12 protein-coding genes are annotated in these 13,729 nt (G+C 70.1%); 7 read left to right on the top strand and 5 right to left on the bottom strand.

Going from position 1 to position 13,729, the window contains the following annotated elements; translation table 11 throughout:
* Window positions 1-88 precede the first annotated feature (88 nt).
* On the top strand, window positions 89-877 hold the full coding sequence (locus Q0Q47_RS24760) for a lytic transglycosylase domain-containing protein (protein WP_293866418.1): 789 nt from the start codon (window positions 89-91) through the stop codon (window positions 875-877).
* Window positions 878-931: 54 nt separating this feature from the next.
* On the opposite strand, the gene Q0Q47_RS24755 is transcribed toward Q0Q47_RS24760, so the two are convergent.
* Window positions 932-1,237: a hypothetical protein gene (locus tag Q0Q47_RS24755; protein ID WP_293866415.1), complete on the bottom strand. Its 306-nt coding sequence runs from the start codon at window positions 1,235-1,237 to the stop codon at window positions 932-934.
* Window positions 1,238-1,411: 174 nt separating this feature from the next.
* On the opposite strand from Q0Q47_RS24755, the gene Q0Q47_RS24750 reads away from it, so the two are divergent.
* Both Q0Q47_RS24750 and Q0Q47_RS24745 read left to right on the top strand, forming a co-directional pair.
* Window positions 1,412-2,719 carry an NAD(P)/FAD-dependent oxidoreductase gene (locus Q0Q47_RS24750; RefSeq protein ID WP_293866412.1) on the top strand — a complete coding sequence of 436 codons (1,308 nt, stop codon included), beginning with the start codon at window positions 1,412-1,414 and terminating at the stop codon, window positions 2,717-2,719.
* A gap of 80 nt (window positions 2,720-2,799) precedes the next feature.
* The gene (locus Q0Q47_RS24745; protein WP_293866409.1) at window positions 2,800-3,369 is read left to right on the top strand and encodes a HupE/UreJ family protein; all 570 of its coding nucleotides are present in this window, start codon (window positions 2,800-2,802) and stop codon (window positions 3,367-3,369) included.
* Between the two features lie 9 nt (window positions 3,370-3,378).
* Here the strand turns inward: Q0Q47_RS24745 and Q0Q47_RS24740 are convergent, their stop codons facing one another.
* From Q0Q47_RS24740 to Q0Q47_RS24730, 3 genes are read right to left on the bottom strand one after another with little or no spacing between them, the layout of a single operon-like run.
* Entirely contained in the window at window positions 3,379-5,706 is a 2,328-nt protein-coding gene (locus Q0Q47_RS24740; RefSeq protein ID WP_293866406.1) for a xanthine dehydrogenase family protein molybdopterin-binding subunit, read from the bottom strand.
* Window positions 5,706-6,521: a hydratase gene (locus Q0Q47_RS24735; protein WP_293866403.1), complete on the bottom strand. Its 816-nt coding sequence runs from the start codon at window positions 6,519-6,521 to the stop codon at window positions 5,706-5,708. The genes Q0Q47_RS24740 and Q0Q47_RS24735 overlap by 1 nt, the downstream gene beginning before the upstream one ends.
* Window positions 6,522-6,523: 2 nt before the next feature.
* Entirely contained in the window at window positions 6,524-7,483 is a 960-nt protein-coding gene (locus tag Q0Q47_RS24730) for an acetamidase/formamidase family protein (RefSeq protein WP_293866400.1), read from the bottom strand.
* Between the two features lie 167 nt (window positions 7,484-7,650).
* Here Q0Q47_RS24730 and Q0Q47_RS24725 point away from each other — a divergent pair, with 167 nt between their 5' ends.
* Window positions 7,651-8,871: a cysteine desulfurase-like protein gene (locus Q0Q47_RS24725; protein ID WP_293866397.1), complete on the top strand. Its 1,221-nt coding sequence runs from the start codon at window positions 7,651-7,653 to the stop codon at window positions 8,869-8,871.
* A 16-nt stretch (window positions 8,872-8,887) separates the two neighbouring features.
* A complete protein-coding gene (locus tag Q0Q47_RS24720) occupies window positions 8,888-9,901 on the top strand; it encodes a LacI family DNA-binding transcriptional regulator (RefSeq protein WP_293866394.1) in 1,014 nt (337 codons plus the stop codon).
* Between the two features lie 287 nt (window positions 9,902-10,188).
* Here Q0Q47_RS24720 and Q0Q47_RS24715 read toward each other — a convergent pair whose 3' ends face one another.
* On the bottom strand, window positions 10,189-11,229 hold the full coding sequence (locus Q0Q47_RS24715; RefSeq protein ID WP_293866391.1) for an ester cyclase: 1,041 nt from the start codon (window positions 11,227-11,229) through the stop codon (window positions 10,189-10,191).
* A gap of 149 nt (window positions 11,230-11,378) precedes the next feature.
* Between Q0Q47_RS24715 and Q0Q47_RS24710 the strand changes: the two genes are divergently transcribed.
* Entirely contained in the window at window positions 11,379-12,446 is a 1,068-nt protein-coding gene (locus Q0Q47_RS24710) for an ABC transporter ATP-binding protein (RefSeq protein WP_293866388.1), read from the top strand.
* Window positions 12,447-12,498: 52 nt separating this feature from the next.
* A complete protein-coding gene (locus Q0Q47_RS24705; RefSeq protein WP_293866385.1) occupies window positions 12,499-13,719 on the top strand; it encodes an ABC transporter substrate-binding protein in 1,221 nt (406 codons plus the stop codon).
* Window positions 13,720-13,729: the final 10 nt, after the last annotated feature.

The raw sequence follows: 13,729 nt of genomic DNA, 5'->3' as shown, positions 1-13,729 counted from the left end.
GTTCGCACGTCGTGCTTTTGCCGCAACGCCCGTGCTAGGCTCAGGTTGCAACCGAGGGATTTACTGAATGAGACTTGCGCGATTGACGATGACCGCCGCCTGCCTGCTCGCCGCGGGCGGCGTGGCCCGTGCGGCGGAGTGCGGCAATTCGTCGGGCGGGTTCGAGACCTGGAAGCGGCAGATGGCGGAGGAGGCTCGTGGTGCCGGCCACAAGCCCGCGACCATCGCAGCGCTCATGGGCACCACCTATTCGCATGCCACCATCGGTGCCGACCGGGGACAGAAGAGCTTCAAGCTGTCGCTCTCCGAGTTCATGAAGAAGCGCGGGTCGGCGGCCATCGTGTCCCAGGGACGCCAGCGCAAGGCGAGCCAGGCGGCGTTCTTCGCCGGCCTGGAGAAGCGCTTCGGCGTCCCCCCGGGGCCGCTCCTGGCCATCTGGGGCATGGAGAGCGGCTTCGGCGCCTTCACCGGCAAGCAGAACACGCTCTCGGCCGTGGCCACGCTGGCCTATGACTGCCGCCGGACGGAGTATTTCACCGACCAGCTCGGCGCGATGCTGACCCTGATCGACGCCGGGACGCTCTCGGTGGCCTCGCGCGGCGCCATGCACGGCGAGGTCGGCCAGACCCAGTTCCTGCCCAAGAACGTGCTGCAATACGGGGTGGACGGGGACGGCAACGGGCGCATCGACCTCGACACCATGGCCGACGCGCTGGCTTCCACGGCCAATTTCCTGAAGGGCCACGGCTGGAAGCCGGGCGCCGGCTACCAGCCCGGCCAGCCGAACTTCGTGGCCATCCAGGGCTGGAACGCGGCCTCGGTCTACCAGCAGTCGATCGCGATCATGGGCCGCCAGATCGACGGCGGCGAGGACTGATCCTCAGGGCCCCTCGAGAGCTGCGGCGCAGCCCGGGCCTCGGGTCACGCGCTGTCAGGGGAGGGCGGCGATCGCCGCGTCGCGCAGGCGGCCGGTGAAGCCGACCGTCCATTCGTCGCCGTCGAACGGTGTGAAGCGCACCTCCAGCCGGCCGTCGATGCCGCCGGCGAAGTCCCACTCGGTCTCGTAGTCGATGCCGTTGTCCAGGAAGTCTTCGCCCTGGAGCTCGAGCCCGGCGCCGGACATGATCAGCGCCCAGTCGCCGGCGCTGATCTCGATGGCGTGCACCTGGTCCTTCCAGGACACGGTCACGACGACACCGGACCCTGTGATCGAGAACGGAGCTGAATCGGGGCTCAAGCCGGGTCCTCCTGTGAATCGGGAACGCCGCCCGAGGATCGCCCAGCCGGGTGCCGCATTCAACGCCCATGCGCTTTCGAGACCCCTAACGCCTTTTTACATCGATTTATTGGCATTCGACTGAACCAGTCCCCGCCACCGGGCGTATCGGTTGTGGCTGGAACGGGGACGCCGATGAAAACGCAGATCGTCGTGGTCGGTGGCGGGGCCGGCGGACTTGAGCTCGTGCGGCGCCTGGGAGCCAAGCTCGGGCGCGACAGCTATGACGTGATCCTGGTCGAGCGCAACAACACCCACATCTGGAAGCCGCTGCTGCACGAGGTCGCCGCGGGCTCGCTGGACGCCAATCTCGACGAGGTCGGTTACCGCAGCCACGGGCACCGCTGGTGCTACCGCTATTTCTACGGAACGCTGGAAGGCATCGACCGGACCTCGGGCCATGTCGTGATCGCCCCCGTTCTCGACGAGGACGGCAGCGAGATCATCGCGCGCCACCGAATCCGTTTCGACTATTGCATCCTCGCCATCGGGGCCATCGCCAACGACTTCGGCACGCCGGGCGTGCGCGAGCACTGCATCTTCCTCGACGACCGCAGCCAGGCCGACCGCTTCCGCAGCAAGCTGTTGAACCATTGCCTGCGGGTGTCGCGGTCGCTCAGCGCCGACCCGAAGTCGGACGCGACCGTGAACGTGTCCATCGTCGGCGGCGGGGCGACGGGCGTCGAGCTGGCGGCGGAGCTGTTCAACGCGGCAGCCGGCCTGCGCCACTACGGCCTGGAGGTGTTTGACGAGAGCCGCCTCAAGGTGACGCTGATCGAGGCCGGCCCCCGCATCCTCCCGGCCCTGCCGGAGGACCTCGCCAAGGCGGCGCACGAGGAACTCGAGAAGCTCGGCGTGCGGGTGCTCACGGGCACGGCCATCACCCAGGCCACGGCGACGTCCATGGTGACCAAGGCAGGGGAAGAGATCCCGGCCGATCTCAAGGTGTGGGCGGCCGGCGTGCGCGGGCCCGACCTCCTCAAGGATCTCGACGGCCTGGAGGCGACCCGGAGCAACCAGCTCGTCGTGAAGCCGACGCTCCAGACCACCAACGACGAGCGCATCTTCGCCATCGGCGATTGCTGCTTCTGCAAGCTGGAAGGCTCCGATCGGCCCGTGCCGCCGCGCGCCCAGGCGGCACACCAGATGGCGGAGACCGCCTACCACAACATCCTGGCGCTGATCGCCAACAAGCCCCTGAAGCCCTTCGTCTACCGCGATCGCGGCTCGCTCGTCTCGCTCTCGCGCTTCGACACGGTCGGCAGCCTCATGGGCAACCTGGTCGGAGGCCGCATGGCGGTGGAGGGGCGGCTGGCCCGCATGGTCTACCTGTCGCTCTACCGCATGCACCTCATCGGGATCCACGGCTGGCTGAAGGGCATCGCGCTCATCCTGGTCGGGCATGTGAACCAGGTGGTCCGGCCGCGGCTCAAGCTGCACTGAGCCGGCATTCATGGCATGGTCGTTGCGAGCCGTGGACGACGCCGCGCGCCGGAGCGCGCGGGCCTGATGGAGACCAGACGATGCTGCCCTTCCGCCTTGCCGCCGCCCTCGCCGCACTGGTCCTGCCCACGGCGGCTTTCGCCCACACCGGGTTCCACGCGGACGGCCTCGCCGACGGGGCGCTGCACCCGCTGACCGGCGCGGACCATCTCCTGGCGATGGTGGGCGTGGGGCTCTGGGCCGCGTCGCTCGGCGGCATCGCTCGCTATGCCCTTCCCGTCGCCTTCGTGAGCCTGATGGCCGTTGGCGCCGCGCTGGGTCTCGAGGGCATCGCGATGCCGGGGGTCGAGCACTGGATCGCCGCCTCCGTGGTCGGGCTCGGTGTCGCCGTGGCGTTCCAGGTCCGCGTCCCCACGCCGCTCGCGGCGCTCCTGGTCGCGGTCTTCGCGCTGGCGCATGGGCAGGCCCATGCGGCCGAAATGCCTGCGATGGCGTCACCGCTTGCCTATGCCTTGGGCTTCGGGCTTGTCACCGCCGCGCTTCACGGCGCGGGCCTGGGGCTCGGCACCGCCCTGTCGGGCACCCGGCTGCCCCGCATCGCGGGCGGCCTCACGGCCCTGGCGGGCCTCGTCTTCGCCTTCGGTTCCTGAAGCGCCGGGCTACCGGACGCCCGCTCCTCGGATCGCCTGCCACACCTTCTCGGGCGTGAGCGGCATGTCGAGATGGGTCACGCCCAGCGGGGCGAGGGCGTCCAGGACCGCGAGCACGATCACCGGCGGCGCCGCGATGGCGCCGGCCTGTCCAACGCCCTTCGCGCCCATCGGGTTGGACGCGGTCGGGACCTCGCGGAACCTGATCTCGAAGGCGGGCAGGTCGTCCGCCCGTGGCACCGCATAGTCCATGAACGTCGCCGCCTGCAGCTGACCCGAGGAGGCGTCGTAGGCGACCTCCTCGAGCAGGGCCTGGCCGATGCCCTGCGCCAGCCCGCCATGCACCTGCCCTTCCGTGAGGAGGGGATTCAGCAGGACACCGAAGTCGTCCACGGCGACGTAGCGCTCGACGCTCACCACCCCTGTCTCGGGATCGACCTCAACCTCGGCCACGTGGCAGCCGTTGGGAAACGTGTACGCGTCGCACCGGTTGTCGCCGTGCCCCTGGGCGAGGGGCGTCAGGCCCGAGGCCGCCAGGGCCTCTGCCAGATCGGCGAGGGCGACCTGCCGGGCCGCATCGCCGCTCACGCTGAACACGCCGTCGGCGAAGCGCAGCAGGGCGGGGTCTGACTGAAGGAGGCCGGCCGCGCGGGGCAGGGCCTTGCCGACGAGGTCGTCCGCGGCCAGCAGGATCGCCGCCCCGCCCATGTGCAGCGAACGCGCTCCGCCGTGACCGCCGCCGCGCGGCACCGTCCGCGTGTCGGCCTGCACGAGGCGGATCGCCTCTGCCGGAATGCCGAGCCGGTCCGCAGCGAGGCGAACGAAGCTCGTCTCGTGGCCCTGTCCGTTGGACTGGGTGCCGACGGCCAGCGCGAAGCGTCCGTCGGGTTCGGCGGCGATCCAGGCTTCCTCTCCCGGCTGGCCGCGCGACGTCTCCAGGAACATCGCGAGGCCGAAGCCGCGCAGCCTGCCGGCGCGCCCGGTCTGGCGCGCGCGACGGCGGTATCCGGCGCGGTCGGCGAGCCGAAGCGCAGCATCGATCGCCGCCAGCGGCTCCCCACCGTCGAACAGCGCCCCGATGGCGCTCCTGTGGGGGAACGTCCGGATCAGGTTCCGGCGGCGCAGGTCCACGGGGTCGATGCCCAGCCGTCGCGCCGCCGCGTCCACCAGGCGCTCGACGATGTAGCAGGCCTCCGGCTTGCCGGCGCCGCGATAGGCATCGATGGGAGCCGTGTTGGTGAAGGCGCCACGCACGTCGAGGCTGACCGCAGGAATGGCATAGAGGCCTCCCACCGCGGGCGTGATCGCCGTCGTCGCGCTGCCGGGACCCAGCGAGCTGACGTGGGAGCCGAGATGGGCGACCGTGGTGAAGTCCAGCGCGGTGAAGCGTCCGTCCGCGTCCAGGCCGAGCCGGGCGGTCGTCCGGATGGCGCGGGCGTGCGTGCCCGCCTGGAAGTCCTCCGAGCGTTCGGCGATCCAGCGCACCGGCCGGCCCAGCTCACGAGCGGCGAGCAGCAGCAGGGCGTATTCGGGGTAGGTCACGTTCTTCATGCCGAAGCCGCCGCCGACGTCGGGGCAGGCGACGTCGATGCGCGACGGATCGACCCGCATGACCGCGGCGAGCTCGGCGCGGATCATGTGGACGGAGGCGGCGCTGACCTCCAGCAGTCCCCGTCCGGCCGCGGCGTCCCACGTCGCCAGCGCGCAGCGCGGCTCCAGGGCGGCCGCGGCGATCCTGGCGTGGACGAGGTCGAGCTCGACCACGTGCGCCGAGGCGGCGAGGGCGGCCCGTGTCGCCTCGGCATCGCCGCGGCGGTAGTGATAGGCGAGGTTGCCCGGCGCCTCGTCCCAGAGCGCCGGCGCTCCCGGCGCGAGCGCCGCGTCGGCGTCGACGACGGCGTCGGTCGGATCATAGTCGACGACGATGGCCTCGAGCGCCTCGAGGGCGGCGGAGGCCGATTGCGCGACGACGAAGGCGACCGGTTCCCCCACGTGGCGGACGCGATCCGCCGGCAGCACCGGGCGCGGCGGGACGACGAGCCCGGATGCCGGATCGAGCGCCAGGGAGCAGGGCATGGGGGCCAGGCCGGCGGCCGCGACCTCGCGGGCGGTGAAGATCGCCGCCACGCCGGGCAGGCTCCTGGCGGCCTCCACGTCGATGCCGCGGATCCTGGCGGCCGCATGGGGCGAGCGCAGCACGGCGGCATGCAGCAGGCCCTCGGGTTGCAGGTCGCCGACATAGCGACCGTGGCCGGTGAGAAGGCGCGGGTCCTCGCGTCGGCGCTCCGAGCGCGGGTCGGCGAAGGCCTCGACGAGGGGACGCTTCCTGCTGGCCATCAGTCCACGAGACGCACGGTGATCCCGGGCAGCGCGACGCCGTCGAGCCGCGTGCTCCAGGTTTGGCCGGGGGACACCGGCAGGGCCCGGGTCAACGTCCCGGTCGAGATGATTTCGCCGGCCTGCAGGGGCGGTGCCTCGGGATCGGCGGCCAGCACCGCCACGAGGTGCCGCAGAGCCCCCAGGGGGCCCGTGCCGAGCACGTTGGCGGAGTGACCCTCGTCCATCGCCTCGCCGTCGCAGGACAGGACGATGCGGAAATCCGCCAGGGCGGCGAACCACGCGTCCGCGTCGGCGGGAAGAATGCTCGCCGGCTCGCCCAGGACGAGCGCGCCGTGCAGCGCGAAGGCGGCGACCGTGTCGGCGGCCTGGAAGCGCCAGCCGGGGTAGACCGACTGCACGATCTCGAAGCCGTGCGACACCCCCGCGACGCAGCCCAGCAGCGCGCGCTCGTCCATGCCCGGCCTCGGCGTGCTGCCCAGCGTCAGCATGATCTCGGGCTCGATGCGCGGCTCGACCAGATGTCCGATGGGTTGGGCATCGATGGAGCGGGCTTCGCGCACGGTCCGGTCGTACACGCATCCCCAGATGGGCGCGTGTACGTCGTACTCGTCCCAGATCGTGCGGTTGGTGAACCCCACCTTGCGCCCCACCGGCAGCCAGCCTTCGCTTTCGCGCCACCGCCTGATCCGGTGGCCGGCCGCGGTGGCGACCGTCAGGTCGAAGCCGGTGTCCGCCGCGGTGAACGGCGGGATCTGCCGCCCCTCACTCGAGGCCGAGAGAATGGCGGCCGCGGCGGCCTCTGCACGGTCCATCGTCAACCCCGGCGCACGCCTGCGAGGAGCGTCTTCTCCAGCATCATGTGGCAGCCCTTGTTGCCGTCCACCGTCTGGGTCACGTGCAGGTCGCCGGCCAGGGAGCACAGCATGTACGCCTCCTCGCGGGTCAGCGTGGTGAGGCGGGTGACGTGAAGGATCATCTCGCGCAGCGCCTGCTTGGCCGCATCGTCGAGGTCCTCGTTCATGCCCATCGCGATGAGGTGCGTCGCCGATTCGGCGAAGGGCCAGCTCCAGCCCAGGCCCTTGTGCACCGTCAGCCGGAACGTGCCGTCGAGGCCGGTCTCCAGGCCCGTCAGGCAGACCTCGCCGTCACCCTGGGCCCCGTGGCCGTCGCCGGCGGAGAACAGGCCACCCGGCGCCCAGACGGGCAGGTAGAGGGTGGTGCCGGCGCGCAGCTCCTTGTTGTCCATGTTGCCGCCGAACGCGTGGGGCGCCATCGTCGACTGCGCTCCCCACAGGGCCGGCGGCGCGACTCCCATGACGCCGAAGAACGGGTCCAGGGGCACCTCCACGCCAGGCACCATGGTGATCATGCCGGCCTCCCGGTCGATGCGCGGGTGGATGAGCTTGGGCTCCGGGAAGTCCTCCGGCAGCGTGCCCAGGAGCGGCACGATGGCCATGTAGCCCCAGTCCATCCAGGGCGTGACGGACAGGATGTCGACCTGCAGCACGTCGCCGGGCATCGCCCCCTTCACCGCGATCGGACCGGAGATGAAATGCGACGCGGGCCCGGGCTTCACCGTGGCCATGGCCTCTTTCAGGATGGCCGGGATCTCGTAGGCGGGGTCGGTCGGCAGCCGGGCGGGCCGGCAGGCGGGCAGGGCCCGGATCGACACCGTGTCACCCGACTCGATCTCGATCGCCGCGGGGATCGCCGCGTCGAACGTGCCCCAGACGACGGTCTGCGGCGTGGTCGGAAGATCGTGGTGGCGGCTCATGGCGGCGTCTCCGGACGTGGGCTTGCCCGCGAACTTAGCCGCCGCCTTGCCGGCTCGCTACGGCAATCGGGGCGGCTCAGGGCTGCAGGATGCCGCATCCACTGGACAGTCACGCGGGCTTGGCCATTCTAGGCGCGCCGGTCCCGCCACCCTCGGAATCCCCGCTGATGCCGCTTCTCGATCTCGCCGCCGTCCGTTCCGCGTTCCCCGCGCTCGCCGCCTCCGACTGGGCCTATTTCGACAATGCCGGGGGATCGCAGGTCCTGCGCGGCGTGGCGCACCGCGTGTCGGACTATCTTCTCACCACGAGCGTGCAGCTCGGGGCCACCTACGAGCCGTCGCGCGTCGCGGCCGAACGGTTCGCCCAGGCGCGGGCCCGCATCGCGCTGATGATCGGCGCGTCCCGGGCGGAGGAGGTCGTGCTGGGGCCCAGCACGACGCAGCTCATGCGCAACCTCTGCGCGGCCATGGCCTCGCAGTTCGCGCCGGGCGACGAGATCGTGCTCACCGATTTCGACCACGAGTCCAACATCGGGCCCTGGCTGCAGCTGCAGGAGCGCGGCGTCGTCGTGAAGTGGTGGTCGGTCCGGCCCGACTTCACCATCGACCTTGCCGATCTCGACGCGCTGCTCGGCCCGAAGACGAAGCTCGTCTGCGTGACGCACGCCTCCAACATCCTGGGCACGATCAACCCGATCCCGGCGATCGCCGAGCGCGTCCATGCCGCCGGCGCGCGCCTGTGCGTCGACGCCGTCGCCTATGCGCCCCACCGGGCGGTGGACGTGGTGGCGTCGGGCGCGGACTACTACGTCTTCTCGTTCTACAAGACCTACGGCCCGCACTTCGCCGTGCAGTGGGGCCGCCACGACGCGCTCCTCGAGCTCGACGGCCTCTACCACTGGTTCTACGGCAAGGAGAAGGTCCCGGGGAAACTCGAGCCCGGCAACGCCAACTACGAACTCGCCTGGGGCAGCGCCGGCATCGTCGACTATCTGGAGGGTCTGGGCGGCGGCGAGGGGCGCAAGGCTATCGTCGCGGCGTTCGAAGGGATCGCGCACCATGAGGAGCTCCTCGCCGAGCGGCTGCTCGGCTGGCTGCGGGCCCGCAACGACGTGACCATCGTGGGCGAGCGCGAGGCCTCCCGCGACAAGCGGGTGCCGACGATCTCGTTCAAGGTCGCCGGCCGGGACTCGGCGCAGATCGTGACCACCGTGGATCGTCGCCGGATCGGCATCCGCCATGGCGACTTCCACTCGCGCCGTCTCGTCGAGCGTCTCGGGCTTTCGCCGGGCAACGGCGTCGTGCGCGTGTCCATGGTCCACTACAACACGCTGGAAGAGGTCGATCGCCTGGTCGAGGCGCTCGACGAGGCGCTGGGGAGCCCCTGACCCGCCGATGCAGAAGGTGTCCGTCACATCCGCAGACGTCGCGCGCCTGGCCAAGGTCTCCCAGTCGGCGGTGAGCCGTACCTTTTCGCCGGGCGCCAGCGTCTCGCCCAAGATGCGCGAGCGCGTGCTGGCGGCGGCGAAGGAACTGGGCTACCGGCCGAACGCGATCGCCCGCGCGATGATCAGCGGACGCTCGGGTCTGATCGCGCTGCTCGTCGCCTATCTCGACAACAACTTCTACCCGGTGGCGCTCGAGCAACTGTCCCGGGCGCTGCAGGCGCACGGCTACCAGGTGCTCCTGTTCATGACGGCGCCGGGCGACCAGGACCGCGTCGTGCAGCAGATGCTCGAGTACCAGGTCGAGGGCATCGTGATGGCCTCGGCCACCCTGTCCTCCGGCCTCGCCCGCGAGTGCGCGGAGACGGGCGTGCCGGTCGTCCTGTTCAATCGGTACGTTCCCTCCTCGCCGTCCAGCAGCGTCACCTCCGACAACATCGAGGGTGCGCGCCAGCTCGCCCATCTGCTCGCCGAGGCCGGCCACAAGCGCATCGCCTTCATCGCCGGTTTGGAGGATTCCTCCACCAGCCGCGACCGTGAGGCCGGCTTCTGCAAGGGACTTGCCGAGAAGGGGCAGGCGCTCTTCGCCCGCGGGGTCGGCAGCTATCGCCGCGAGGGCGCGGCCGCGGCCGCCCGCCAGCTGTTCCGGGCGAAGGAGAAGCCGGACGCGGTCTTCGTCGCCAACGACCACATGGCCTTCGCGGTCATGGACGTGCTGCGCGGCGAGCTGAAGCTGCGCATCCCCGAGGACGTCTCGGTGGTGGGCTACGACGACGTGCCCGAAGCGGGCTGGGGCGGCTACGCGCTGACCACCGTGACGCAGCCCTCCCAGGAGATGGTGGACGCCACCGTCGAGATCCTGCTCGAGCAGATCACCAGGCGCGTCGTCCTGCGCCGGGCCGCCGTGCTGCCCTGCCGGCTCGTGGTGCGCAACTCGGCGCGGTTGCCCAAGGGGATGGGCAGGCGCGGTTAGAACGGTGCTGCGGGATTGTGCGCCCTTCGACACGCCGTCTTCGACGGCTGCTCAGAGCCTGTGAGTCTTTATTCCGCGCGGGTGGTAGTCCAGTTCAGGCCCACCTCTCAGCCGTCATCCCCGGGCTTGGCCCGGGGACCCACGACTTTGCCGGCGCCACTCTCAAGTCGTGGGTGGCCGGGCCACGCCCGGCCATGACGCGGAGAGAGTGGTGCAAGCTGGACAATCCAAAGATTCACAAGCTCTGGGCAACCCTCAAAGCGGCCGTGTCGAAGGACGCAGCATGGCTAAGCCGCCTGGATCCGCCCGCGCTTGAAGAAGCTCTGCATGCGGCCGAACACGTCCACGTCCATCTGCTTGAGCAGATGGATGATGTCGAGCGGCACCCAGTTCTCGCGGATCAGGCCCTCGTGGTGGAGGTAGAAGTCCATCACGCGCATGGTCACGTCGCGGCCCGTCGGGGCCGTGCCCAGGAAGTCGCCGCCCTTGTGCGAGGCGAAGACGCTGGGCCAGCCGGAGGTCGCCGAATAGGGGCCGTCGCCGATGCGGACGTAGTGGTTGCCGCCCCTGCGGTTGGGGAAGGCGATCCGGAACGGCAGCTGATGGTAGTCCACGAAGCCCTGGAGGCCGCGCGTGGTGCCGATGCCGGACGGGCCATACCACATCATCTTCGGGTGCCAGTGCACCTTCTGCGGCATGTCGAGCAGCCCCTGGCGCCCGTGGCCGGCGGTGTCGTCGTAGTCGCCCAGGCTGCGGTGCATGGCGAGCGTCTGGGCGAGGCTCGCGGCCGAGAGCTCCGGGTCTTGCTCGGTCAGCACCACGCCGTCCGCGGTGAGGGGACCGGGCCACTGCTCCTCCGTGCCCAGGCTCGGCGCCACGGGCCAGAAGCCGGCCTGCCGGATGACGTCCATCACGTCGATCAGCACGGTGCTCTGGTCGATCTTGCCGTTCGACACGCGGTGGAACTCGCCGTAGCGGATGTAGATGGGCCGTCCGGTGGCGGGAATGGTCAGCCAGTCCTCGCGGAAGGTGCCGAGGTAGTGGCCCACGGTGCCGACGAAGTCATGGCCGTTGTAGTGGCCGCCGATGACGATGGTGTCGCGCCGCTCGAGATCCGGGAACGCCTGCACCAGGGGCCGCCAGACGACGTCCGCGATGGCCCCGAGCCCGCGCATCTCGTTGAGCGGGTGCGAGCCGCGCCATTCGGCGTCGGGGTGGTAGGCCGCCGCCAGTCGCTTCTCGACGCTCGCCGGCGAGGAATCCGCCAGGGCATAGAGCGCGTCGCGCACGACGCGCTTGTTCTGGATGTGGTGGTTTGTCCCGGTCATGGGATTCTCGTCAGCGTGGCCACGATTGAAGGTTCAGCCATCTTGCATACGTAATCAATATCTGCCAGCTTTTTGCCCGCACGATCGTCCGGCGGGCGCGTGGCAAGGGCCACGTGTCCCGAGCCCCCGAGCGGGAGGGTCCGCGCGCAATGGTCGAAGTCGCTCTCAAGGGCGTGACGAAGCGGTGGGGCTCGTTCATCGGGGTCCGCCAGGTCGACCTGTCGATCGCCGACCGCGAGTTCATCGTCTTCCTCGGCCCGTCGGGCTGCGGCAAGACCACGACGATGCGCATGATCGCCGGCCTCGAGGATCCCAGCGAAGGCGAGATCCGCATCGGCGGCCGGGTCGTGAACGACCTGGAGCCGAAGGATCGCGACGTCGCGATGGTGTTCCAGAACTACGGGCTCTACCCGAACCTCACGGTCTACGAGAACATCCGGTTCCCGCTGAAGGTGCGCCGCGTCGACCCCGCCACGCACGACGCCCGCGTGCGCAAGGCCGCCGCCATGGTCGAGCTCGGCGACCTGCTCGGGCGCCGTCCCAAGGAGCTGTCCGGAGGCCAGCGCCAGCGCGTGGCGCTCGCCCGCGCAATCGTGCGCGAGCCGGCGGTGTTCCTGATGGACGAGCCGCTCTCCAACCTCGACGCCAAGCTGCGGGTCTCCACCCGCGCCCAGATCAAGAACCTGCAGCACGAGCTCAAGGTGACGACCATCTACGTCACCCACGACCAGATCGAGGCCATGACCTTGGCCGACCGCGTGGTCGTGATGAACAAGGGCGAGTTCCAGCAGGTGGGCACGCCCGCCGAGATCTACGACCGGCCCGCCAACACCTTCGTCGCGGGCTTCATCGGCTCGCCGGCGATGAACCTCGTCGACGGCGAGTGCCGCGGCGGCGTCTTCACGGCGCCGAGCATCACCGTGCCGGGCCTCACCGGCGCGTCCGACGGACCCGTGACACTGGGCTTCCGGGCCGAGGACACGGTGCTCTGCGAGCCGGCGGCGGGGCAGGTGTCCGCGCCCATCTACAGCGTCGAGCTTCTCGGGGACTCCACGCTCGTGACAGTGCGTTCGGGCGACGCCCTCGTGGCCGCCAAGGCATCCAAGACGTTCAGGGCGGAGATCGGCGAGGCCGTCGGCTTCAGGCTGGCGCCCGACCACTGCCATCTGTTCGACCGGGCAACCGGCCGGCGTATCGGCGGCCCGGCCGCCGCCTAGCTGAAAAGACCCGGCAGGCGTTTCGCCGGTCGGACAACAGGAGGGGAAAGTCATGACGATACGCACTCTGGCCGCTGCGGCGGCTCTCTCGCTCGTCTTCGGCGCATCGGCGCAGGCGGCCTGCGCCTTCAAGAACGACGTCCCGGTCAAGTCGCTGACGGCAGGCTTCCAGGCATGGAAGTCGGTCACGTCCGCGATGGCCGAGTGCGGCAACGTGCAGGCCGAGCTCGACCAGGACTTCGGCAAGAAGCAGCCGGAAGCCTTCGCCGCCAAGCCGTCGCTCTATCAGATCGGTGGTGTCGCGGCCGAGACGTTCGTGCCGCTCAACACGGCGGGCACGATCCGTCCGCTGGACGACCTGGTCGCGAAGTACGGGCAGAAGCTCACGCCCAACCAGCTGGTCAAGGTGGACGGCAAGGTCATGGCCATCGCCATGATGGTGAATGCGCAGCACCTGATGTACCGCAAGGACGTCTTCGACCAGCTCGGCATCGCCGAGCCCAAGACCTACGACGACGTGCTCGCCGCCGCCGCGAAGATCAAGGCGGCCGGCGTGATGGCGACGCCGATCGGCGCGACGATGCGCACCGGCTTCAATCTCGGCCAGGATTTCGTGAACCTGTACATGGGCTACGGCGGGCAGTTCTTCGGCGAGGGCAACATGCCCGCGCTCAGCACCGGCGATGCCGGCGTGAAGACGCTCGAGATGATGAAGAAGCTCACGGCCTACATGGACCCGGAATACCTCACCGCCGACTCCACGGTCGTGCAGAAGCAGTTCCAGCAGGGCAAGATCGCGATGGCCAATTTCTGGGCCTCGCGCGCCGGCGCTCTCGACGACGCGAAGGAGTCGACCGTGGTCGGCAAGATCGCCATGGCCGCGGCACCCGCGGCCGTGCCGGGCGGCAAGCCGGCGACGACGGTGTGGTGGGATGGCGCCGTCATCGCCAAGAACATCAGCGACGCCGAGGCCGATGCCGCCTTCCGCGTGCTGATGGAAGGCATGGACAAGGAGATGGTCACCGCGAACAACGCCGACGCGGTGTGGCTGATCGACGGTTACGTCCCGGGCCGCTCGGCCGAAGGCGCTCTGGCCTCGATGAAGGGTGGCGCTCCCGCCTACCCGGCGGCGCCGCGCCTGGGCCTGCTCACCACCGCCATCGGCAACACGCTCGCCGACTTCTTCACCGGCAAGTCAGACGCCATGGCAACCCTGAAGGCGATCGAGGCGAAGTACGTCACCTCCGCCAAGGAAGCCGGCCTGATCAAGTAAGCCGCTCGGC

This window comes from uncultured Alsobacter sp. (genome assembly GCF_945952055.1).
In the GTDB taxonomy this organism is placed as follows: Bacteria; Pseudomonadota; Alphaproteobacteria; order Rhizobiales; family Beijerinckiaceae; genus Alsobacter.
The sequence above is the reverse complement of the archived record's forward strand: the minus strand, read 5'-3'. Positions and strand labels throughout refer to the sequence as shown.

What these genes read in the sequence shown, in the direction of transcription:
- Q0Q47_RS24760 (WP_293866418.1), top strand. Translation starts at nt 89, where the DNA reads ATGACCGCCGCCTGCCTGCTCGCCGCGGGCGGCGTGGCCCGTGCGGCG.
- Q0Q47_RS24710 (WP_293866388.1), top strand. Translation starts at nt 11,379, where the DNA reads ATGGTCGAAGTCGCTCTCAAGGGCGTGACGAAGCGGTGGGGCTCGTTC.
- Q0Q47_RS24735 (WP_293866403.1), bottom strand. Translation starts at nt 6,521, where the DNA reads ATGGACCGTGCAGAGGCCGCCGCGGCCGCCATTCTCTCGGCCTCGAGT.
- Q0Q47_RS24730 (WP_293866400.1), bottom strand. Translation starts at nt 7,483, where the DNA reads ATGAGCCGCCACCACGATCTTCCGACCACGCCGCAGACCGTCGTCTGG.
- Q0Q47_RS24715 (WP_293866391.1), bottom strand. Translation starts at nt 11,229, where the DNA reads ATGACCGGGACAAACCACCACATCCAGAACAAGCGCGTCGTGCGCGAC.
- Q0Q47_RS24750 (WP_293866412.1), top strand. Translation starts at nt 1,412, where the DNA reads ATGAAAACGCAGATCGTCGTGGTCGGTGGCGGGGCCGGCGGACTTGAG.
- Q0Q47_RS24740 (WP_293866406.1), bottom strand. Translation starts at nt 5,706, where the DNA reads ATGGCCAGCAGGAAGCGTCCCCTCGTCGAGGCCTTCGCCGACCCGCGC.
- Q0Q47_RS24725 (WP_293866397.1), top strand. Translation starts at nt 7,651, where the DNA reads ATGCCGCTTCTCGATCTCGCCGCCGTCCGTTCCGCGTTCCCCGCGCTC.
- Q0Q47_RS24705 (WP_293866385.1), top strand. Translation starts at nt 12,499, where the DNA reads ATGACGATACGCACTCTGGCCGCTGCGGCGGCTCTCTCGCTCGTCTTC.
- Q0Q47_RS24745 (WP_293866409.1), top strand. Translation starts at nt 2,800, where the DNA reads ATGCTGCCCTTCCGCCTTGCCGCCGCCCTCGCCGCACTGGTCCTGCCC.